27 protein-coding genes, 3 rRNA genes and 1 pseudogene are annotated in these 22,572 nt (G+C 36.9%); all 31 read right to left on the minus strand.

Features of this window, described 5'->3' with window-relative positions; all coding sequences use genetic code 4:
• Positions 1-12: 12 nt before the first annotated feature.
• Positions 13-387 carry a 30S ribosomal protein S11 gene (gene rpsK, locus HGG69_RS02265; RefSeq protein WP_169605174.1) on the minus strand — a complete coding sequence of 125 codons (375 nt, stop codon included), beginning with the start codon at positions 385-387 and terminating at the stop codon, positions 13-15.
• 2 nt (positions 388-389) lie between these two features.
• On the minus strand, positions 390-758 hold the full coding sequence (gene rpsM / locus HGG69_RS02270) for a 30S ribosomal protein S13 (RefSeq protein WP_169605175.1): 369 nt from the start codon (positions 756-758) through the stop codon (positions 390-392).
• A 5-nt stretch (positions 759-763) separates the two neighbouring features.
• Complete coding sequence (rpmJ, locus tag HGG69_RS02275; protein WP_169605176.1) at positions 764-877, minus strand: 50S ribosomal protein L36; 114 nt, start codon at positions 875-877, stop codon at positions 764-766.
• 14 nt (positions 878-891) lie between these two features.
• Positions 892-1,107, minus strand: a complete 216-nt coding sequence (infA, locus tag HGG69_RS02280; protein ID WP_169605177.1) for a translation initiation factor IF-1 — start codon at positions 1,105-1,107, stop codon at positions 892-894.
• Complete coding sequence (gene map / locus HGG69_RS02285) at positions 1,108-1,863, minus strand: type I methionyl aminopeptidase (protein ID WP_169605178.1); 756 nt, start codon at positions 1,861-1,863, stop codon at positions 1,108-1,110.
• Positions 1,863-2,531, minus strand: a complete 669-nt coding sequence (locus HGG69_RS02290; protein WP_237077108.1) for an adenylate kinase — start codon at positions 2,529-2,531, stop codon at positions 1,863-1,865. Before HGG69_RS02290 ends, map begins: the two co-directional genes overlap by 1 nt.
• Positions 2,525-3,955: a preprotein translocase subunit SecY gene (secY, locus tag HGG69_RS02295; RefSeq protein WP_169605179.1), complete on the minus strand. Its 1,431-nt coding sequence runs from the start codon at positions 3,953-3,955 to the stop codon at positions 2,525-2,527. The genes HGG69_RS02290 and secY overlap by 7 nt, the downstream gene beginning before the upstream one ends.
• A complete protein-coding gene (gene rplO, locus HGG69_RS02300) occupies positions 3,955-4,407 on the minus strand; it encodes a 50S ribosomal protein L15 (protein WP_169605180.1) in 453 nt (150 codons plus the stop codon). The genes secY and rplO overlap by 1 nt, the downstream gene beginning before the upstream one ends.
• Before the next feature lie 12 nt (positions 4,408-4,419).
• Positions 4,420-5,088 carry a 30S ribosomal protein S5 gene (gene rpsE, locus HGG69_RS02305; RefSeq protein WP_169605181.1) on the minus strand — a complete coding sequence of 223 codons (669 nt, stop codon included), beginning with the start codon at positions 5,086-5,088 and terminating at the stop codon, positions 4,420-4,422.
• Positions 5,088-5,435 carry a 50S ribosomal protein L18 gene (gene rplR, locus HGG69_RS02310; RefSeq protein ID WP_169605182.1) on the minus strand — a complete coding sequence of 116 codons (348 nt, stop codon included), beginning with the start codon at positions 5,433-5,435 and terminating at the stop codon, positions 5,088-5,090. Before rplR ends, rpsE begins: the two co-directional genes overlap by 1 nt.
• An 18-nt stretch (positions 5,436-5,453) precedes the next feature.
• Positions 5,454-5,993 carry a 50S ribosomal protein L6 gene (rplF, locus tag HGG69_RS02315; RefSeq protein WP_169605183.1) on the minus strand — a complete coding sequence of 180 codons (540 nt, stop codon included), beginning with the start codon at positions 5,991-5,993 and terminating at the stop codon, positions 5,454-5,456.
• Positions 5,994-6,002: 9 nt separating this feature from the next.
• A complete protein-coding gene (gene rpsH, locus HGG69_RS02320) occupies positions 6,003-6,407 on the minus strand; it encodes a 30S ribosomal protein S8 (RefSeq protein WP_336508886.1) in 405 nt (134 codons plus the stop codon).
• An 8-nt stretch (positions 6,408-6,415) separates the two neighbouring features.
• Positions 6,416-6,601, minus strand: coding sequence for a type Z 30S ribosomal protein S14 (locus tag HGG69_RS02325; protein ID WP_169605185.1), 186 nt, complete (start codon positions 6,599-6,601; stop codon positions 6,416-6,418).
• A gap of 6 nt (positions 6,602-6,607) precedes the next feature.
• Complete coding sequence (gene rplE, locus HGG69_RS02330) at positions 6,608-7,153, minus strand: 50S ribosomal protein L5 (protein ID WP_169605186.1); 546 nt, start codon at positions 7,151-7,153, stop codon at positions 6,608-6,610.
• A gap of 10 nt (positions 7,154-7,163) precedes the next feature.
• Positions 7,164-7,496: a 50S ribosomal protein L24 gene (gene rplX, locus HGG69_RS02335; protein WP_169605187.1), complete on the minus strand. Its 333-nt coding sequence runs from the start codon at positions 7,494-7,496 to the stop codon at positions 7,164-7,166.
• Entirely contained in the window at positions 7,496-7,864 is a 369-nt protein-coding gene (gene rplN, locus HGG69_RS02340) for a 50S ribosomal protein L14 (protein WP_169605188.1), read from the minus strand. Before rplN ends, rplX begins: the two co-directional genes overlap by 1 nt.
• A 1-nt stretch (position 7,865) precedes the next feature.
• Complete coding sequence (gene rpsQ / locus HGG69_RS02345) at positions 7,866-8,135, minus strand: 30S ribosomal protein S17 (RefSeq protein WP_169605189.1); 270 nt, start codon at positions 8,133-8,135, stop codon at positions 7,866-7,868.
• Positions 8,135-8,338, minus strand: a complete 204-nt coding sequence (gene rpmC, locus HGG69_RS02350) for a 50S ribosomal protein L29 (protein ID WP_169605190.1) — start codon at positions 8,336-8,338, stop codon at positions 8,135-8,137. The genes rpsQ and rpmC overlap by 1 nt, the downstream gene beginning before the upstream one ends.
• A complete protein-coding gene (gene rplP / locus HGG69_RS02355; protein ID WP_169605191.1) occupies positions 8,338-8,766 on the minus strand; it encodes a 50S ribosomal protein L16 in 429 nt (142 codons plus the stop codon). Before rplP ends, rpmC begins: the two co-directional genes overlap by 1 nt.
• Entirely contained in the window at positions 8,744-9,418 is a 675-nt protein-coding gene (gene rpsC / locus HGG69_RS02360; protein ID WP_169605192.1) for a 30S ribosomal protein S3, read from the minus strand. Before rpsC ends, rplP begins: the two co-directional genes overlap by 23 nt.
• 11 nt (positions 9,419-9,429) lie before the next feature.
• On the minus strand, positions 9,430-9,783 hold the full coding sequence (gene rplV, locus HGG69_RS02365) for a 50S ribosomal protein L22 (protein WP_169605193.1): 354 nt from the start codon (positions 9,781-9,783) through the stop codon (positions 9,430-9,432).
• Positions 9,783-10,061: a 30S ribosomal protein S19 gene (gene rpsS / locus HGG69_RS02370; RefSeq protein ID WP_169605194.1), complete on the minus strand. Its 279-nt coding sequence runs from the start codon at positions 10,059-10,061 to the stop codon at positions 9,783-9,785. The genes rplV and rpsS overlap by 1 nt, the downstream gene beginning before the upstream one ends.
• Entirely contained in the window at positions 10,061-10,906 is an 846-nt protein-coding gene (gene rplB / locus HGG69_RS02375) for a 50S ribosomal protein L2 (RefSeq protein WP_169605195.1), read from the minus strand. Before rplB ends, rpsS begins: the two co-directional genes overlap by 1 nt.
• A gap of 112 nt (positions 10,907-11,018) precedes the next feature.
• A complete protein-coding gene (gene rplW / locus HGG69_RS02380; protein ID WP_169605196.1) occupies positions 11,019-11,432 on the minus strand; it encodes a 50S ribosomal protein L23 in 414 nt (137 codons plus the stop codon).
• A complete protein-coding gene (rplD, locus tag HGG69_RS02385) occupies positions 11,432-12,430 on the minus strand; it encodes a 50S ribosomal protein L4 (RefSeq protein ID WP_169605197.1) in 999 nt (332 codons plus the stop codon). The genes rplW and rplD overlap by 1 nt, the downstream gene beginning before the upstream one ends.
• Before the next feature lie 173 nt (positions 12,431-12,603).
• A pseudogene (gene rplC / locus HGG69_RS02390) lies at positions 12,604-13,263 on the minus strand (50S ribosomal protein L3); the annotation flags it as partial.
• Between the two features lie 92 nt (positions 13,264-13,355).
• On the minus strand, positions 13,356-13,661 hold the full coding sequence (rpsJ, locus tag HGG69_RS02395) for a 30S ribosomal protein S10 (protein WP_169605199.1): 306 nt from the start codon (positions 13,659-13,661) through the stop codon (positions 13,356-13,358).
• Between the two features lie 178 nt (positions 13,662-13,839).
• Positions 13,840-14,172, minus strand: coding sequence for a hypothetical protein (locus HGG69_RS02400; RefSeq protein ID WP_169605200.1), 333 nt, complete (start codon positions 14,170-14,172; stop codon positions 13,840-13,842).
• 115 nt (positions 14,173-14,287) lie between these two features.
• Positions 14,288-17,185 (minus strand): 23S ribosomal RNA (locus HGG69_RS02405).
• Positions 17,186-17,468: 283 nt separating this feature from the next.
• Positions 17,469-18,986, minus strand: a 16S ribosomal RNA gene (locus HGG69_RS02410).
• A 455-nt stretch (positions 18,987-19,441) separates the two neighbouring features.
• A 23S ribosomal RNA gene (locus HGG69_RS02415) occupies positions 19,442-22,340 on the minus strand.
• Together the 16S and 23S rRNA genes form the textbook arrangement of a ribosomal RNA operon.
• Positions 22,341-22,572 lie beyond the last annotated feature (232 nt).

The raw sequence follows: 22,572 nt of genomic DNA on the forward strand, positions 1-22,572 counted from the left end.
ATTACCTACTTTCTATTTTCTTTTTAAAATCTTTTTAGGTGGACGTGTTCCGTTATGTGGAACAGGAGTAACATCCTTCACTTCTTTGATTGTTAAGCCTGAAGCTTCGATTTGTTTACGAGCTGTTGATTTACCACCACCAACTCCTTTTAGTAAAATTTTCACTTCTTTTAGACCAAATTCTTTAGCTTTTTCTAAAGCAGCTTGTGCAGCTAAACCTGCTGCGTATGGAGTTTTTTTCTTGGTACCTTTGTAACCAATTGCTCCTGATGATGATCATGCAAATACATTACCGTTTTCATCACTAAATGAAACGATTGTATTTTGATATGTTGAATGAACGTGGGCGATACCACTGGTAATAACTTTTTTTTGCTTTTTAGCCATGATTATTTACCTTTCTTTCCAGCAACAGTCTTACGTGGACCTTTTCTTGTACGAGCATTTTTTTGTGTAACTTGCCCACGTACAGGAAGTCCTTTACGATGTCTAATTCCACGGTATGATTTAATTTCCATTAGACGTTTAATATTTTGTAACACTTCACGACGTAGCTCACCTTCTGTTAAGTATTCTTTTGCTATGTCACGAATTGTTGTTAATTGTTCTTCTGTTAAATCTTTAACTCTAATATCTTCTGAGATACCAGCTTTTGCCAAGATTTCTTGAGCAGAAGATTTCCCTATTCCAAAAATGTATGTTAATGAGATAACTACACGTTTGTTGTTAGGAATTTCGACGTTTAAAACTCTAGCCATATTAATTATCCTTGTCTTTGTTTATGTTTTGGGTTTATACAAATGATACGATTTGTACCATTACGTTTAATAACTTTGCAATCTTTGCAAATTCGTTTGATTGAAGCACGAACTTTCATTTGATATCCTTTCGTTATTTGTGACGGTAAACGATACGACCCTTAGTTAAATCATAAGGGCTCATTTCCACATCAACAACATCACCTGTGATGATTCTGATATTATATAGTGACATTTTCCCTGAAACTGTTGCTTGTATTTCTATACCATTTTCAAGTTCCACAATAAAGTTTTTTGTTGAGTGTACTTTGGTAACTTTACCTACCATTTTGATTGCATCTTTTGCCATTTAAATTTTGTCTCCTGTTAAGATGAAAGCCTCATCATTTTCAATGAGAATTGTTTGTTCGTAGTGACTAGTTTTATATCCAAGTGGATCGTAAACAGTTCAGTCGTCTTTTTTAACTTTTGTCCGATTTGAACGTTGTAAAATCATTGGTTCAATACATATAACCATTCCATTTCTTATTAATGGTCCAGTTTTTGCTTTCCCATCATTAAATACTGTAGGGTCTTCGTGTAATGATTTTCCAATTCCATGCCCCGCGTATTCATCGGGTGTGTAAAAATTATTTTGTTTAATAACTTTACCAATAGCATTAGAAATATCTCCAATTCTTTTTCCAACTTGGATTGCATTAAAACCAGCATAAAAAGCATCTTTAGCAACTTTAATTAGTTTAAGATCGATTTCAGTCGGGTTTGAACCAACATACTTTGTAAAAGCACTATCTGAGTACATTCCGTTTCAAATAGCTCCCATGTCAACTTTAACTAAGTCTCCTTCTACTAATTTTCTATCACTCGGGATTCCATGTATTAATTCCTCGTTTACACTTATACAACAAGTGTATGGAAACCCATATTGACCAAGAAACGCAGGTTTTGCGTTTCTTTTCTTAATTTCTTTAAAAGCGATGCTATCTATTTCTTTTAAAGAAACCCCTGGTCTTATGAAGTCAAAAACAATTTGTTTTACTTCTGCCAGGATTTGGCATGATTTTTTAATATCTTGAATTTCTTGAGCGTTTTTGATTATTATCATTAATTTTTCACACATTCCAAGGCATTAATTACATCATTATATACTTTATTAATGTTTTGGTTAGCATTAACACGTAATAAATTACCTTTTTGTTCATAAAAATCAATTAACGGTTTGGTTTGCTCATTATAAACTTTCAATCTATCTAAAACCACATCGCTTTGATCATCTTTGCGTTGAATAAGCTCGGTTTGATCAAAATCACAATGAATACCATCTTTTGAAGGTTTTGATTCTAAGTGGTATGTTGCAGAACAATTTGGACAAACACGACGTTTTGAGATCCTATCAATAATGACTTGATCTTCAATTTCTAACAATACTACATAGTCTATTTTTGTAAATTCAAGGGTTTCTAAAAATTCGACTTGAGCAATTGTTCTTGGATAACCATCTAAAATATATTTTTGATTATCTTTTGTTAATGTTTGTAATTTGTTTTGCACTAATTCATTTGTAATATCATCACTAACATATTGTCCGCGTGATGTTATATCAATAACTTTTAATCCAAGTGGTGTTTTTGCTTTGATTTGTTCTCTAAACATATCACCAGTTGATAATTGAAAGTATTGATTGTTTTTTACTAATTCTTTAGCTATTGTACCTTTACCAGCACCAGGAGCTCCTAAAAAAATTAAATTTAATTGTTGATTGTTTTTTATCACAATAAATCACCTTCTTCACCATGTATTTGCGAATACAGAATTTTTTTACGTTTACGGGATAATTCTTGCGTTTTTAAACGTGCTTGTATTTGTTGTAATGTTTCAATGCACACAGACACTAGAATCATTAATCCAGTACCACCGTATCCAATATTAGCAGGTAATCCGAACATTTGTTCTACATACCGCATTGAACCGATTAATATTAAATATACGCTTGAGAATAAACTTAAATTTAAAATTTTAATAATTAAATAATCTTCTGTTTGTTCACCAGGGCGTATTCCTGGAATGAATGTGGAGTTTTTAGCGAAATCTTCACTGATCTTATCAATTTTTGATTGTTGTAATCCCATTAATATTGTAAAAAAGAATGTAACTACTACAAAACATCAAAAACCAACAGCCTGAGTCATTTGGAAGTGAGTATAAACTCATTGATAATAACTACTTGTTGCTGGATTAAATAATCCTGCAATCATTGTTGGTAATGATAAGAACATTAATGAAAATATAACTGACATAATTCCGGCTGGATTAGCTTTTAATGGTAAATATGAAAGTTCTTTTTCATTTTTTGATAACCCTGCTCCAACTTGTTGAATTGGTATTCTTCTTTCCGCTAAATAGAAATATCCGACAATGAATATAACTAATAAGTAACCAAATAAATAGACTCCAAAGTTTAATATTTCTTTAAGAATTAGCGAGTCTCCATTTAATGATGGAATAAAGAATAAAAAGGCACTCTTGAATGTAGGAATTAAGCTTGATGCGATTCCTGCGAAAATTAGTAAACTTGTTCCGTTTCCTACCCCTTTATTAGTAATATGTTCACCAATGAATAATGCAAATAATGAACCTGCAATTAAAATCAGTGGTAATAAGAAATAGGCGTATCAGTTAGTATCTAACTCCGGAATGATACGAATTCCAAATCCAGTTGTGGGATTTTTTAATGCTTTTGTTAATACAATCGATTGAGTGATTGCAAATATTAACGTTAGGAACCGTGTGATAATATTGATTTTAACCCTTCCTTGCGGACCGGCTTGACTTAAACGGTATATAGGCGGGAATAATTTCGTTTGTAAAATCATCATGATCAAACTAGCGGTAATAAAAGGACTAATTCCAAGTGCAACTATACTAAAGTTACGTAATCCTCCACCACCTACTAAATTCAATATCCCTAAGAAATCGCCACTGTTTAAGCTATCTTGATTAACAAGGTGAATTCCCGGAATTGTAATTGTTCCTGCGGCAACAAAAATGGTTAGTAACACAATAGTAAAAATTGTCTTTTTAATAAGTTCGTGATTTTTTCAAAAATCGTTGTACGAATTTTGAAATTTAACAAACTTAGAATCAAATGACATTTTTCACATTTTTTGTTTTTTATCTTTGTTGTTATTAAATTGCATTATTTATCCTCAACAGAAATGATTTGTCCTCCAGCTTTTGCTATTGCTTCTGCGGCTGAAGCGCTTATAGCGTCAACATCAGTAACTTTTAGAGCTTTGGTTAATGTACCTCTACCTAAAATTTTAACTGGTTGATCGTATTTTTTAATTAACCCTAAATTATATAGTGTTTCAAAGCTAACTTCTTCGTTTGAATTGAATTTTCTTTCTAAATCATCTAGGTTAACTACTTGGTATTCAACGTGGTTAACGTTTTTAAATCCTCTTTTTGGTACTCTTCTGTATCATGGGTTTTGTCCCCCTTCAAATCCTAAACGTACATTGTTTCTTTTTGTTTGACCACTTTGTCCACGTCCAGCTTGTTTACCTTTACCAGCAGCGTGCCCACGTCCAACACGGTGTTTGTCTTTACGTGAACCTTCTGTTGATTTTAAATTGTGTAATTTTAGCATGTTAAACCTTTCTTATAATAGATCTTCGACTTTAATGTCTCTAAGTTCTGCGATTTCTTTTGCAGTACGTAATTGTTTTAATGCTTTAACTGCTGCATGAACGATGTTTTGTTTTGTACGTGATCCGTATGTTTTAGTTGAAATATCTGTGTATCCAGCTAATTCAATAATTGTACGTAATGTGTTTGAAGCAATAAGTCCACGTCCTTTTGGTGCTGGACGTAATTGTACTTGTGAAGCTAAGAATTTAGCTTTAATTTCATGAGGAATTGTTCCATTTACCATAGGAACTTCGAAAATGTTTTTATGTGCTGCTTTAACTGCTTTTTTAATAGCATCTTGCACTTCATTTGCTTTTCCATGTCCGAAACCTACTTTACCTTTACGGTTTCCGACTACTACATATGCTGAGAAGCTAAAACGTCTTCCCCCTTTAACAACAACTGTAACACGGCTGATGTTAACTACTTTTTCTTCAAATTCTGCCATTGCGGCGTCACGACGAGGTCCTCTGTTTTGTTTACCTCTGGCGTTAAATTTTTCGTCTTTTTTAAATGAACGTCTTACAGGTTTGTCTGATTTTTCTTCAAAATCATTTCTTTTAGCGTGATTGTTTTTAATAACTTTTGTACCAGCTGCTTTTGTTTGAACAGCTAAATCTTTTTGTTTTTCTTCAGTCATTAGAATTGAATCCCTTCTTCACGTAATGTATCAGCAAACGCTGAAACTTTACCATGATAAATATAACCTGAACGATCGAAAACGATTTTTTCAATTTTTTGTGCTTTTAATTTAGCTGCTAATAATTTAGCAACTTCTTTAGCTGCGGCGATGTTGTTTGCTTTATTGCTTAATTCTTTTGTTGATGCTGCGCATAATGTTGTGTGATTGTCGTCATTGATTACTTGTGCATAGAAGTTGTGTAATGATTTAAATACGCAAACACGTGGTAAATCAGCTGTTCCTGAAATGTGTGTTCTGATTTTTCTGTGTTTTGTTTGTCTTTTTTGATTTCTTGATTTTTGCATATATTTAACCTCTTAGCTTTATTTAGAAGCTGTTTTCCCTTCTTTACGACGCACAACTTCATCTTTGTACATAATCCCTTTACCTGAGTAAGGACTTGGACGACGAACATCTCTTACGATAGCAGCAAATTGTCCAACAGCTTGTTTATCAATACCTGAAATTATGATTTGTGTAGGTTTTGGTACTGATACTTGTAAGTTTGAAGGTATTGATAAATTAACTGGGTGTGAGTACCCTGCAATAACTTCTAAGATTTCCCCTTTAAGAGTTGCTTTATATCCAACCCCTTTAATTTCGATTTCTTTTGTAAATCCTTCACTAACACCTTTGATCATTGCGGCGATTAGTGAGTTTGTTGTTCCGTGTAATTGTTTAGTGTGTTTATCTTCGTTTGCTCTAGTTGTAGTAACTTGGTTGTTTTCGTTAGCAATGGTAATTAAGTTTGAAAATTGGTAGCTTAATGTTCCTTTTGGACCTTTTACTTCAACGTATGAATTATTAATTGATACTTCTGTTCCGTTTGGAATATTTAAAATTCTTTTTCCGACACGTGACATAGACTAACCTTATCAGATGAAGGCGATAACTTCGCCACCAACATTAGCCTTTCTTGCTTCTTTATCTGTTAATAATCCTTTTGATGTTGAAATGATTGCTGTACCGTATCCGCTTAATACTTTTGGTAAAGTTTTAGCTGATGCATATACTTTTAATCCTGGTTTTGAAACTTTTTTAAGTCCGCTTATAACGCTTGTTGTGCTTGTATAACCTTTGTATTTTAAAGAAACTAGAATACCTTTGTGGTTGTTTTCCATTGTTACTTCTTTAAAATCAGCAATATATCCTTCATTTTTGAAAATTTCTAAGATTTTTACTTTTTTGTTTGAATGAGGAACGATTACTTCACGGTGTTTACGTGCTGTAGCGTTTTTAATACGAACAAACATATCTGCTATTGGATCTGTGATGATACCCATAATTATCAACTCGCTTTCTTAATTCCTGGTAATTTACCTTCATGTGCTAATTTACGGAAACAAATTCTACAAATTTTGTATTTTCTTAAAACAGCATGTGGACGTCCACATAATTCGCAACGTGTATAAGCACGTGTTGAGAATTTCGCTTTACGAGCTGATTTAACTTTTAATGATTTTTTAGCCATATTTTACTATTCTCCTTTTGCAAATGGCATACCTAACTCTTTTAAAAGAGCGTATGCTTCCTCGTCAGTTTTTGCACTTGTAACAATGATTACATCTAAACCTTTTAATTTACGAACTTTATCAAAACTAATTTCTGGGAAAATAATTAATTCTTTAACTCCGATTGCAAAGTTTCCTCTACCGTCGAATGATTTTGGGTTTACCCCTCTAAAGTCACGAACACGTGGAAGTGAAACTGCGATTAGTTTGTTTAAGAATGATCACATTTTTTCACGACGTAATGTAACTTTTGAACCCATTGGCATACCTTCACGTAATTTTCACGATGCCAATGATTTTCTTGCAACTGTTTGAGTTGGTTTTTGACCTGCGATAGCCATTAATTCATTAGCTACTTCTTCGATAGCTTTTGAGTTAGTAACTTCATTACCTGCGGTCATGTTTAATACTATTTTTTCGATTCTTGGAATTTCCATTGATGACTTGTAATTAAATTGTTTTTGTAAAGCTGGTTTAGCAACTTCTAAATATTGTTTTTGTAATTTATTCATACTTTACTCCTTAGAATGTTTTTCCAGTTTTTTTAACAAGTCTTTGTTTTTTTCCATTTTTATCGAATTGGAATCCTACTCTTGAATAAGTAGCTGGTGTTGATGCAGTACCTTTTTTAACTAATAAGGCTACATTTGAGATGTGGATTGGGAATTCTTTAATTTCAACTCCACCTTCAGTATTTTGTTGATTTGGTTTGATGTGTTTAGTTTTTTTATTGATGTCTTTTAATAAAACGGTTTGTTTTTCAGCGTTAACTTCTAATACTGTAGAAACTTTACCTTTGTAAGCTCCTGAGATTACAACTACTGAATCATTTTTTCTAATTTTATGACTAGCCATTATAAAACCTCCGGTGCCAATGAAACGATTTTTAGATATCCTTTGTCTCTTAATTCACGAGCAACTGGTCCAAACACACGTGTTCCACGAGGGTTTTTGTCTTCTTTGATAATAACAACTGCATTATCATCGAAACGAATGTATGTACCATTTTTACGTTGTAGACCATAACGTGTTCTAACAACAACAGCTTTAACAATTTGTCCTTCTTTAACGATTCCGTTTGGAAGAGCTTTTTTTACTGAACAAATAACAACATCACCGATATTTGCTGATTTTTTAACACTTCCACCTAGGTTACGGATAATACCTACAACTTTAGCACCTGAATTATCTGCGACGTTAACTCTTGAAAGTTCTTGTATCATATTATTCTTCTCCTTGTTGTGAATGTTCTTTAATTTCAACTAAACGGAAATGTTTAGTTTTTGATAAAGGACGTGTTTCTTGAATTTTAACAATATCGTTTAATTTTGCTAAGTTTTGTTCGTCATGTACTGCAAAACGTTTTGATTTTTTGAAACGTTTTTGGTATTTAGGGTGTTTCATGTATGTTTCTACTAAAACGATGATTGTTTTATCGTTTTTTGTTGAAACAACTTTCCCGTTTAAAACTTTACGGTTATTTGATCTTTCCATTATTTTGTTTCTCCTGCTGCTTTTTTCTCGTTAATTGCTGTTAGTATTCTTGCGATATCTTTTTTGTTTGCTTTGATTTTGTGTGGTGTATCTAATTGTCCAGTTTTTGAACGTTGACGTAATTGGAAAGCTAAAGCTGATAAATCGTCAACCATTTTTTCTAATTCAGCGATTGATTTAGTTTTTAATTCAGCGTATTTCATTAGTTTTCTCCTTCTTGGTTTTCACGTTTAACAATTTTAACTTTAACTGGTAATTTGTGTCCCCCTAGACGTAATGCATCTAGAGCGATTTCTTCTTTAACACCTTTAACTTCGAACATCATTGTATCAACTTTAACTACTGCTACTCATTGATCTGGTGAACCTTTACCTGAACCCATACGTACTCCGATAGGTTTAGATGTTTTTGACATATGTGGGAATATTCTAATGAAAACTTGTCCTTCACGACCCATTCTACGAGTAATGGCGATACGAGCTGCTTCAATTTGTCTTGAAGTAACTCACGCACTTGTTTTAGCTTGTAGACCATATTCTCCAAACGAAACTTTATTTCCTTTGAAAGCTTTTACTTTATCGTGACGAATTCTAAACATTTTACGGTGTTTAGTTCTTTTCGGTTGTAACATCAGCGTCTCCTTTATTTAATTTTTCCCCTAATGATACTCAAACTTTAACCCCTAGAGCTCCGTAAGTAGTTCTAGCTGTCGCTGTTGCGTAGTCAACATCTTGACGTAATGTATGTAATTTCATTTCACCTTCACTGTATCCTTCTTTACGGGCCATGTCAACTCCGTTTAGACGTCCTGATACTGCTGTTTTGATTCCTTTTGCTCCAGCACGCATTGCTGAACGAATAGCAAATTTTTGTGCTTGACGGAAGCTTCCACGGTTTTCTAATTTAACTGCGATAGCTTCTGCTAATAAACGTGCGTTTAAATCTGGGTTTTTTAATTCAATAACTTCAATATTTACATTTAAGTTTTTATCTTGAATTGCTTTTTTTAGTGATAATGTTAATTCTTTAACGTTATCTCCATTAGTTCCTAAAACAGAACCTGGTTTTGCTGTGAATAAAGCAACATTTACATGTCCTGCTTGATCACGTGTTATTTTTACATTACCTATTTGGTATGTTCTTACTAATTTATCGAAGAAGTTGTAGATTTTTTGATCTTGAATTAATAAGTTAGCGTAATTAGCTTTATCTGCATATCATTTTGTATTATGTTCTTTTGTGATTCCAAATCTAAAACCATTTGGATTTACTTTTTGTCCCATAAATACTCTCCTTAGTTTAATTCAGCAACTTCAATATAGAAGTGACTTGTTCTTTTGAAAATTGGATATGCTCTACCTTGTGAATGAGGTTGGAAACGTTTTAATGTTGGACCTTCATTTACTAGGATTTTGCTAATTATTAATTTTTCACCATCTAATCCATGGTTGTTGGTTGCGTTTGCGATTGCACTTTTTAGTAATTTTAGAATAATTCTTGTTGCTTTTTTGTTAGTTGTTTGTAAGATTGCGATTGCTTCATGAGTTGTTTTGTAACGTACTAAGTCAGCTACTAGACGTGCTTTACGTGCTGAAATTCTTTGTGTTTTAACGCTTGCGAAAGCTGTTTTATCAAATTTTGCTTGCATTATTTTTTCTTACCTTTGTCAGCACCGTGACCTGAATATGTACGTGTAGGTGAAAATTCTCCTAATTTGTGTCCAACCATGTCAGGACTTACAAATACATCATTGAAAACTTTTCCATTGTGTACTTGGAAGGTTAATCCAACAAAGTCTGGGAAGATTGTTGAACGACGGCTTCATGTTTTAATTGGACGTTTTGGAGCATCTCCAGATAGGATAGCTTGAACTTTTTTCATTAAGTGGTCATCACAGAATGGACCTTTTTTAAGTGATCTAGCCATTATTTACTTACCTTTCTTCTTCTCATGATTAATTTATTTGATGATTTTTTAGTTGAACGAGTTTTCACTCCAAGAGCTTTTTTACCTCATGGTGTAAGTGGAGCTTTACGTCCAATAGGTTGACGTCCTTCCCCTCCTCCATGTGGGTGATCAATTGGGTTCATTGCTGATCCACGAACTGTAGGACGAATTCCTAAGTGACGGTTACGACCAGCTTTACCAATGTTAACTAATGAGTGTTCTTCATTTCCAACTACACCAACTGTTGCACGACAATCTTTTAAAATTTTTCTAACTTCACCTGATTTTAATCTAACAATTACATATCTACCATTTTCTTCATGTCCTAGAACTTGTGCACTTGTTCCAGCACTACGAGCGATAATACCACCCGCTTTTGGTTGTAATTCAATATTGTGAATTAATGTACCATCAGGAATGTTTTTTAAAGCTAGTGTGTTACCAACTTTGATATCTGTTGATTCTCCTGAGATAATTTTGCTTCCAACTGTTAATCCTTTAGGAGCTAAGATGTATCTTTTTTCTCCATCTTTATATACTACTAAAGAAATGTTGGCGCTACGGTTTGGATCGTATTCGATTGTTTTAACTGTTGCTTCAATTCCGTCTTTATTACGTTTGAAGTCAATTAAACGATATTTACGTTTTGTTCCGCCTCCATGGTGTCTTGTGGTAATGATTCCACGGTTGTTTCTACCTGCGTGTTTTTTTAATGGTACAAGTAGAGATTTTTCAGGAGCATGTCCAGTTAGATTTTGTTTGTAATCTAATGATGACATGTTCCGTCTACCATTGGAGGTTGGCTTGTAATGTTTAACAGCCATAATTTCTCCTTTTTTTTACTTAAAAATATTTATTTCTTTTAAGTGTCTTTTTGTCTGTGAGCATTCTTCTTATAGGTTATTCAAGAAGAAGCATTTCGATTTATTAACACGATTATTTTTGTGCTTTTTTAGCTTCAGCTTTTTTAATTTTTTCAGCTGCTTTTTTTTCTGCGTCGCTTAATTCGTTATTTTGTGTTGCGACTGCCTTGGTTTCTTTAACTTCTTCTGATTTAACATCTTCTGGGAAGAAGTTGATTTCGCTTCCTGCTGCTAGAAATACCATAGCTTTTTTATATGCTGATGTGTATCCTGAGAAACGACCTACTCTTTTAGCTTTACGGTTAACTTTTAGAATGTTTACTTTTTCAACTTTTACATTAAAGATAAATTCAACAGCTTTTCTAACTTCAACTTTGTTTGTACGTTTGTCAACTGCAAATGTGATAACTCTATGGTTTTCATCACTCATTTGTTGATAAGTTTTTTCAGTTAAAATAGGATATTTAATAATGTCGTTTAATTTCATTATTTAACCAATCTTTCTAAAGCTTTTAAATCTTCAGATGAAATAACTAATACATCTGCTGCGATTAATGCTTCTACTTGTAATGAAGTAACTTTAACTGTTTCAACGTTTTGCATGTTACGAGCTGATAAAAATACATTTAAATTACTTGTAACTACTAATACGTGTTTTAATGAGTCTAAGTTGTTGTCTTTTAATTGTTTTGCAAATTCTTTTGTTGATGGATTTTCCAATGTAAATTCGTGTACTAATACGTGTTTTGCTTTTGCTAATTGGCTTAAAGCACTTTTAACTGCTAATGCACGAACTTTTTTGTTAACTTTTAATGAGTAGTTTTTATTTGTAGTAGGTCCGAATGCACGTCCCCCACCTACGAATACTGGTGTACGTAATGAACCTGTTCTAGCACGTCCAGTTCCTTTTTGTCTTCATGGTTTTTTACCTGTTCCAGATACTTCACCACGGTTTTTAACTTTGTGAGTCGAGAATCTTCTTGATGCACGATCACTCATGATTGTGTCAAATACAGCTTGTGCATGTAATTCTTCTAACCCAAATAAGTTAACTGGTAATGATTTTGCTTCAAATGTAACATCAGTTGGTTTTGATTTTTCAACTTTAACTGCTTCATTTGTTGATTTTTTAGTTGCTGGTTTTTTAGAAGTGTTTGCTAATCTTGCTTTTTGTGCTTCTTTGAATTTTTTCTCGTTAGCTTTTTTAGTTTCTGCATCGTCGTTTGAGTCAACAACAATAACTTCAGCTGGATTTTCAGATTTTAATGTTTTGATAGTTCTAACGTATTTTCCGCCTTTTTGGAATCATAATGTAGCATCAAGATTTAAACTTTTAAATTTTTTAACAGCTTCGTCTTGATGTTCAAATTCTCCAATAGCTTCTTCGTTAGCTTTTTTTAATGATCAGTAATCTTTACGATTTTCTTCAGCACCGTCTCTTAGAGTACAGTATCATCTTTCACGTGTTGATTTAACATCTGCCATTATTCTTCTCCATTTTCTTTATCTGCTTCAGCTTGTGCATCAGCTTCTTCTTTAGCTTCTTGAGCTTCAGCGATAACTTTTTTCATTTCAGCAACAGTCATATCAGTAGTTAATTCTGCACCGAATTTTTTAGCTTCTTCAAATAATTCATTTTTCACAAGAGCAATTTTTAAATCTACTAATGTGATAGCTTCTTTTTTAGCAACATTTTTAGCATTTTGTTTAACGATTACAAATGCGTTTTTAGGTCCTGGTACTGAACCTTTAACGATTAATAAGTTATTTTCAACATCTACTAAAACAACTTCTAAGTTTTGCATTGTTGATTTTTGAGCTCCTAAATGACCAGGCATTGTCATTCCTTTAACAACTTTGTTTCCAGAAATGTCCCCGATTGATCCGGTTTGACGAACAGGTTTTGAACCTCCCCCTCCACCGTGTGATTTAGGTCCTATTTTTTGGTTGTGACGTTTAATAGTTCCGGCAAATCCTTTTCCTTTTGAAATTGATGTAACATCAACAATTTCCCCAGCTTCGAAAATGCTTGCGTCAACTAATTGACCTAAATCGTAACCATTCATGTTACGGATTTCTTTTACGAAGCGCTTAGGTGTTGTGTTAGCTGCTTTGAATCTATTAATTTCAGGTTTTTTGATTCTTGATTGTTTTTTGTCTTCAGTAGCAAGTTGAGTAGCAACGTACCCATCTTTTTCTGCTGAAAGAACTTTAGTAACAACATTTGGTTTAACTTCAATTACAGTAACTGGTAAAGCAATACCTGTGTTAGTAAATAATTGAGTCATTCCAACTTTACGTCCTAAGATTCCTTTCATATATTTCCTTTCAATATTTGGTTGTTTATTTTGATTAAGTATATATTCACATATATACGTGCGCGTACAGAGTAATAAAATAAATACTGTTATTATTTAACAGTTTTAACGCTAATTTGAACACCAGCTGGTAATTCTAAACGTTGGAATTGATCAGCTAGTTTTTCGTTCACACCGTCTACATAAATTAAACGTTTGTGTGTTCTTGACTCGAATTGTTCACGTGATTTTTTGTTAACGTGTACAGAACGAAGAATTGTGATGATTTCTTTTTTTGTTGGCAATGGAATTGGTCCACTTACAACTGCTTTTTCACCATTAGCTAAAGCAATAACTTTTAATGCTGCTGCGTCAACTAATTTGTGATCAAAAGATTTCATTTTGATTTGTAGTTTCATTTGTTCTCCTTGTTCATTTTTGTTTGAACTGACTCTACATAAATTGTTGAATACCGAGATGAACAACTAAGCTCGGTGTTTCATAACCTTATGTGTCATTGTCTGTAGTTGCTAAATTATTATAACAAAAATATTAAAAAAAAGCCAATAAAGTGGTTTTTTTGAAAATCAAGTTTTTTTAATTAATTGAATATAAAAGTGTGAACAATATAATAACCATTAAATATAAAATAATACTTAATCATACTAATACTTTTAAAGTAGTTGTTCCTTTTTTATAGTGTAAATAATCGTAAATACATGTACTTACTAAAACACTGATTGATGAAATGAATCAAAAACTTAAAAATATACCATCTTTTAAATAATGTTTATCTGCAGTGATTTTTAAAGACATTAAAATAATCATGGGTAATACAATGATTAAAAAATATGTGCTAAATGTTTGAAATCCCTTTAACATACTTTTGTTTAATCTAATTCTTTTATTGTTTAATTTTATTTGTTTCATTATTTCATTATACTTTTAAGCTTAAAAAAAGTATAAAAAAAAATCGCTTTAAGCGATGCTAAATCTCTGAAAACTGAATAGAAAGTTTTGTATTTTACGTCAACATATAGAATTTACTATTAAACCATTCAATTTATTAGTACTGGTCAGCTGAATGTATTTCTACACTTACACCTCCAGCCTATCAACCTCATAGTCTATAAGGAATTTCAAGGGAATATTCATCTCTGAGGAGGCTTCCCGCTTAGATGCTTTCAGCGGTTATCCTTTCCGTACTTGGCTACCCAGCTATGCTTCTGGCGAAACAACTGGTGCACCATAGGTACGTCCACTCCGGTCCTCTCGTACTAAGAGCAGCTCTCATCAATATTCCAACGTCCACATCAGATAGGAACCGAACTGTCTCACGACGTTCTGAACCCAGCTCGCGTACCGCTTTAATGGGCGAACAGCCCAACCCTTGGAACCGACTCCAGCTCCAGGATGCGATGAGCCGACATCGAGGTGCCAAACCTTCCCGTCGATGTGATCTCTTGGGGAAGATAAGCCTGTTATCCCCGGGGTAGCTTTTATCCGTTGAGCGACGGCCTTTCCATGAAGAACCGCCGGATCACTAAGTCCTGCTTTCGCACCTGCTCGACTTGTAGGTCTCACAGTCAATCACACTTTTACCTTTATGCTCTACATACAGTTTCTGACTGTATTGAGTGTAACTTTGAACGCCTCCGTTACCCTTTGGGAGGCGACCGCCCCAGTCAAACTACCCACCACGCACTGTCCTCCTACCGGATCACGGTAGCAAGTTAGAATTTCAAATTAACAAGGGTGGTATTTCAAGGATGACTCCATCCAAACTAGCGTCTGGACTTCAAAGTCTCCCACCTATCCTACACATGTTAAGCCAAAATTCAATACGAAGTTATAGTAAAGCTCCACGGGGTCTTTTCGTCTTGATGCGGATCCCCAGCGTTTTCACTGGGACCATAATTTCACCGAGTCCAATGTTGAGACAGTTAAGAGATGATTGCGCCTTTCGTGCAGGTCAGTATTTAGCCGACAAGGAATTTCGCTACCTTAGGACCGTTATAGTTACGGCCGCCGTTCACCCGGGCTTCAAATCAACGCTTCGCATAAAGCTAACGCATCATCTTAACCTTCGGGCACTGGGCAGGCGTCACCCCATATACATCGTCTTGCGACTTAGCATAGAGCTGTGTTTTTGATAAACAGTTCCCCTCACATTTTACTGCGGCCTCCCCGATGGGGTAGGCATCCCTTCTTGCGAACTTACGGGATAATTTTGCAGAGTTCCTTAACATTGGTTTTCTCGCTCGCCTTAGAATACTCATCTTGGGGACGTGTGTCCGTTCTCGGTACGGGTCCCTTAAAACTTAAGTTAGCAGCTTTTTTAAGAAGCCTGGAATCACATAATTCGTTACTTTGTTGCCATTTCACTATGCATCACACTTCAAGGTTATGTCGCTAGGGATTTGCCTCCAGCGGCCCTCTTTGTGCTTACCCCACAATCCGATAAGTGGTAATGCTATCCTTCTCCGTCACTACATCACATTTTAAGGAAGTACAGGAATATTAACCTGTGGTCCATCGGCTACGCCTTTCGGCCTCGTCTTAGGTCCCGACTAACCCTGGGTGGACGAACCTTGCCCAGGAAACCTTCCCCAATAGGCGTCAGAGATTCTCACTCTGAATCGTTACTCATACCGGCATTCTCACTTCTAAGCGCTCCACCAGTCCTCACGGTCTGGCTTCAATGCCCTTAGAACGCTCTCCTAACGCACTTACGTGCCCGTAGCTTCGGTATTGTGTTTTAGTCCCGTTAAATTATTGGCACAGGGTCTCTCGACTAGTGAGCTATTACGCACTCTTTAAACGATGGCTGCTTCTAAGCCAACATCCTAGCTGTTTAAGAAACCCCACAACCTTTCTCACTTAACACAATTTTGGGACCTTAGCTGACGATCTGGGTTGTTTCCCTCGCGAGCATCGACGTTATCACCGATGTTCCGACTGCATGATAATTCATAATGGTATTCGGAGTTTGATTATAGTCAGTACAGCTAGGCGCCGCCATTCCATATTCAGTGCTCTACCCCCACTACTTAACATCACACGCTAGCCCTAAAGCTATTTCGAAGAGAACCAGCTATCTCCAAGTTCGATTGGAATTTCACCCCTACCCACAAGTCATCCGGGCACTTTTCAGCGTACTACGGTTCGACCCTCCGCTTAGTATTACCTAAGTTTCAGTCTGCTCATGGGTAGATCACCTGGTTTCGGGTATATAACAACATACTAAAGCGCCCATTTCAGACTCGATTTCTCTACGGCTTCGCTTTATTCCACTTAACCCTGCATGTTGTCATAACTCGCCGGTCCATACTGCAAGATGTACGCCATCACCCATTAACGGGCTCTGACTAACTGTAAGTAATTGGTTTCAGATTCTATTTCACTCCCCTCTCGGGGTTCTTTTCACCTTTCCCTCACGGTACTAGTTCACTATCGGTGTCTGGTTAGTATTTAGCCTTACCGGATGGTCCCGGCAGATTCAGACAGGGTTTCACGTGCCCCGCCCTACTCAGGATACCACTAAGAGATTCACAAATTTCGCTTACAGGGCTTTCACCTTTTATTGCGGAGCATTCCAACTCCTTCTGCTATCTGTGAATTTTGTAACTCTATGTAAGTGGTCCTACAACCCCAGCATCAAGTGCTGGTTTGGGCTCTTCCCCGTTCGCTCGCCGCTACTCAGGGAATCATTATTTATTTTCTGTTCCTGTTGGTACTAAGATGTTTCAGTTCTCAACGTGTCTCTCTAACATGACTATGTATTCATCATGTAGTAACTAAAGATTAATCTAGTTAGGTTTCCCCATTCGGAAATCCCGTTTCGTAGCTTATTTCCAGCTCCACGAGGCTTATCGCAGGTAATCGCGTCCTTCATCGACTTCCAGACCCAAGGCATCCACCAAAAACTCTTACTTATTTAATAGTATGACCTATTGTCCTAATTGTTATATTTTTAAAATTAGAAATTAGATATGATATGTATTCTATAGGTTGATCAAAACGTTTGAAATATTGTTTTGTTTATATTACAAATGTCTTTTCTATTCAGTTTTCAAAGATCTATTTGAGGATAGAACCCTCAAAACTGGATATAAATAGTAGTCCATAAACTAATAAATGTTTTTTTGTACGTTTGTTGTAATGAATTTATTGTTGAATTGTATATTGTTGTATTTGTTGTTCTTTCGAACAGGTGTACTCCGTAGAAAGGAGGTGATCCATCCCCACGTTCTCGTAGGGATACCTTGTTACGACTTCACCCCAGTCACCAATCCTACCTTAGACAGTCGTCTCCGAAGTTAACAAACCGGCTTCGGGCATTATCAGCTCCCATGGTGTGACGGGCGGTGTGTACAAGACTCGAGAACGTATTCACCGCAGCATGTCTGATCTGCGATTACTAGCGATTCCTACTTCATGAAGTCGAGTTGCAGACTTCAATCCGAACTGAGATCGATTTTTTGAGATTTGCTCCATATCACTATATTGCGTCTCTTTGTATCGACCATTGTAGCACGTGTGTCGCCCCACTCGTAAGAGGCATGATGATTTGACGTCATCCCCACCTTCCTCCTGGTTACCCAGGCAGTATTTCCAGAGTTATCAGCTCTATCTGTTATTAACTGAAAATAGGGGTTGCGCTCGTTATCGGACTTAACCGAACATCTCACGACACGAGCTGACGACAACCATGCACCATCTGTCATTCCGTTAGCCTCCACTATATCTCTATAGCTTTGCGGAAGATGTCAAGAGTGGGTAAGGTTCTCCGCGTATCTTCAAATTAAACCACATGCTCCACCGCTTGTGCGAGTCCCCGTCAATTCCTTTAAGTTTCACTCTTGCGAGCATACTACTCAGGCGGATCATTTAATGCGTTAGCTGCGTCAGTGAACTCTCCACCGACTAATGATCATCGTTTACAGCGTAGACTACCAGGGTATCTAATCCTGTTTGCTACCTACGCTTTCGTCCCTCAGTGTCAATATAGACCCAGTAAGCTGCCTTCGCCTTTGGTGTTCTTCCATATATCTACGCATTTCACCGCTTCACATGGAATTCCGCTTACCTCTATCTCATTCTAGTTTACCAGTATCTGATGCAAACCGGAGTTGAGCCCCGGGCTTTAACACCAGACTTAATAAACAACCTACGAACGCTTTACGCCCAATAATTCCGGATAACGCTTGCGACCTATGTATTACCGCGGCTGCTGGCACATAGTTAGCCATCGCTTTCTGGTTAGGTACCGTCAGCTTAGTGGCATTTCCTCCACTAAGTGTTCTTCCCTAACAACAGCACTTTACGACCCGAGGGCCTTCATCGTGCACGCTGTGTCGCTCCATCAGGCTTTCGCCCATTGTGGAATATTCCTTACTGCTGCCTCCCGTAGGAGTCTGGGCCGTATCTCAGTCCCAGTGTGGCCGTTCAGTCTCTCGACCCGGCTAAACATCATAGTCTTGGTAAGCCATTACCTTACCAACTAACTAATGTTCCGCACCCTCATCTTCCAGTGGGGCAAGCGCCCCTTTTACAACATTCTCATGCGAGATTATTGCGTATCCGGTATTAGCAAGCGTTTCCGCTTGTTATCCCAATCTGAAAGGTAGATTAGGCACGTGTTACTCACCCATTCGCCACTAGTAGCAAGCTACTCGTTCGACATGCATGTATTAAGCACACAGCCAGCGTTCATCCTGAGCCAGGATCAAACTCTTAAAAATAATTGAATTGACGTTTATGGTATTTATATCCAGTTTTAAAAGAACTATCGCTTTATTTGCGCAACTTTAATTATACTAGATAATTTAAATTTTATTTAATTTTATTTAAATATTTTTAGCTTTATTTTTGTTAACGCAAGTTGCTTATTAATAATACCATAAAAAAAACAAATTTACAAATATTTTTATTTTTTTTATTTTTATTTTTTACAACTTAATAAATACTGTTTTTTTGTCTTATTTTTTTCTATATATATAAGGTAAAAAAACATATTTTTAGTTAAAAATTAGAAATTTTATTCGTTTTTTTATTAAAAATAAATATTTAGTTATAACAATATTTTTTATTTTTAATAGAGTTTTGCTTTCAAAAATAAAAAAAATCGCTTAAAGCGATGCTAAATCTCTGAAAACTGAATAGAAAGTTTTGTATTTTACGTCAACATATAGAATTTACTATTAAACCATTCAATTTATTAGTACTGGTCAGCTGAATGTATTTCTACACTTACACCTCCAGCCTATCAACCTCATAGTCTATAAGGAATTTCAAGGGAATATTCATCTCTGAGGAGGCTTCCCGCTTAGATGCTTTCAGCGGTTATCCTTTCCGTACTTGGCTACCCAGCTATGCTTCTGGCGAAACAACTGGTGCACCATAGGTACGTCCACTCCGGTCCTCTCGTACTAAGAGCAGCTCTCATCAATATTCCAACGTCCACATCAGATAGGAACCGAACTGTCTCACGACGTTCTGAACCCAGCTCGCGTACCGCTTTAATGGGCGAACAGCCCAACCCTTGGAACCGACTCCAGCTCCAGGATGCGATGAGCCGACATCGAGGTGCCAAACCTTCCCGTCGATGTGATCTCTTGGGGAAGATAAGCCTGTTATCCCCGGGGTAGCTTTTATCCGTTGAGCGACGGCCTTTCCATGAAGAACCGCCGGATCACTAAGTCCTGCTTTCGCACCTGCTCGACTTGTAGGTCTCACAGTCAATCACACTTTTACCTTTATGCTCTACATACAGTTTCTGACTGTATTGAGTGTAACTTTGAACGCCTCCGTTACCCTTTGGGAGGCGACCGCCCCAGTCAAACTACCCACCACGCACTGTCCTCCTACCGGATCACGGTAGCAAGTTAGAATTTCAAATTAACAAGGGTGGTATTTCAAGGATGACTCCATCCAAACTAGCGTCTGGACTTCAAAGTCTCCCACCTATCCTACACATGTTAAGCCAAAATTCAATACGAAGTTATAGTAAAGCTCCACGGGGTCTTTTCGTCTTGATGCGGATCCCCAGCGTTTTCACTGGGACCATAATTTCACCGAGTCCAATGTTGAGACAGTTAAGAGATGATTGCGCCTTTCGTGCAGGTCAGTATTTAGCCGACAAGGAATTTCGCTACCTTAGGACCGTTATAGTTACGGCCGCCGTTCACCCGGGCTTCAAATCAACGCTTCGCATAAAGCTAACGCATCATCTTAACCTTCGGGCACTGGGCAGGCGTCACCCCATATACATCGTCTTGCGACTTAGCATAGAGCTGTGTTTTTGATAAACAGTTCCCCCTCACATTTTACTGCGGCCTCCCCGATGGGGTAGGCATCCCTTCTTGCGAACTTACGGGATAATTTTGCAGAGTTCCTTAACATTGGTTTTCTCGCTCGCCTTAGAATACTCATCTTGGGGACGTGTGTCCGTTCTCGGTACGGGTCCCTTAAAACTTAAGTTAGCAGCTTTTTTAAGAAGCCTGGAATCACATAATTCGTTACTTTGTTGCCATTTCACTATGCATCACACTTCAAGGTTATGTCGCTAGGGATTTGCCTCCAGCGGCCCTCTTTGTGCTTACCCCACAATCCGATAAGTGGTAATGCTATCCTTCTCCGTCACTACATCACATTTTAAGGAAGTACAGGAATATTAACCTGTGGTCCATCGGCTACGCCTTTCGGCCTCGTCTTAGGTCCCGACTAACCCTGGGTGGACGAACCTTGCCCAGGAAACCTTCCCCAATAGGCGTCAGAGATTCTCACTCTGAATCGTTACTCATACCGGCATTCTCACTTCTAAGCGCTCCACCAGTCCTCACGGTCTGGCTTCAATGCCCTTAGAACGCTCTCCTAACGCACTTACGTGCCCGTAGCTTCGGTATTGTGTTTTAGTCCCGTTAAATTATTGGCACAGGGTCTCTCGACTAGTGAGCTATTACGCACTCTTTAAACGATGGCTGCTTCTAAGCCAACATCCTAGCTGTTTAAGAAACCCCACAACCTTTCTCACTTAACACAATTTTGGGACCTTAGCTGACGATCTGGGTTGTTTCCCTCGCGAGCATCGACGTTATCACCGATGTTCCGACTGCATGATAATTCATAATGGTATTCGGAGTTTGATTATAGTCAGTACAGCTAGGCGCCGCCATTCCATATTCAGTGCTCTACCCCCACTACTTAACATCACACGCTAGCCCTAAAGCTATTTCGAAGAGAACCAGCTATCTCCAAGTTCGATTGGAATTTCACCCCTACCCACAAGTCATCCGGGCACTTTTCAGCGTACTACGGTTCGACCCTCCGCTTAGTATTACCTAAGTTTCAGTCTGCTCATGGGTAGATCACCTGGTTTCGGGTATATAACAACATACTAAAGCGCCCATTTCAGACTCGATTTCTCTACGGCTTCGCTTTATTCCACTTAACCCTGCATGTTGTCATAACTCGCCGGTCCATACTGCAAGATGTACGCCATCACCCATTAACGGGCTCTGACTAACTGTAAGTAATTGGTTTCAGATTCTATTTCACTCCCCTCTCGGGGTTCTTTTCACCTTTCCCTCACGGTACTAGTTCACTATCGGTGTCTGGTTAGTATTTAGCCTTACCGGATGGTCCCGGCAGATTCAGACAGGGTTTCACGTGCCCCGCCCTACTCAGGATACCACTAAGAGATTCACAAATTTCGCTTACAGGGCTTTCACCTTTTATCGCGGAGCATTCCAACTCCTTCTGCTATCTGTGAATTTTGTAACTCTATGTAAGTGGTCCTACAACCCCAGCATCAAGTGCTGGTTTGGGCTCTTCCCGTTCGCTCGCCGCTACTCAGGGAATCATTATTTATTTTCTGTTCCTGTTGGTACTAAGATGTTTCAGTTCTCAACGTGTCTCTCTAACATGACTATGTATTCATCATGTAGTAACTAAAGATTAATCTAGTTAGGTTCCCCCATTCGGAAATCCCCGTTTCGTAGCTTATTTCCAGCTCCACGAGGCTTATCGCAGGTAATCGCGTCCTTCATCGACTTCCAGACCCAAGGCATCCACCAAAAACTCTTACTTATTTAATAGTATGACCTATTGTCCTAATTGTTATATTTTTAAAATTAGAAATTAGATATGATATGTATTCTATAGGTTGATCAAAACGTTTGAAATATTGTTTTGTTTATATTACAAATGTCTTTTCTATTCAGTTTTCAAAGATCTATTTGAGGATAGAACCCTCAAAACTGGATATAAATAGTAGTCCATAAACTAATAAATGTTTTTTTATACGTTTGTTGTAATGAATTTATTGTT

Origin of the sequence: Mycoplasma phocoenae (assembly GCF_012934855.1) — a bacterium.
Lineage (GTDB): Bacteria > Bacillota_I > Bacilli_A > Mycoplasmatales > Metamycoplasmataceae > Metamycoplasma > Metamycoplasma phocoenae.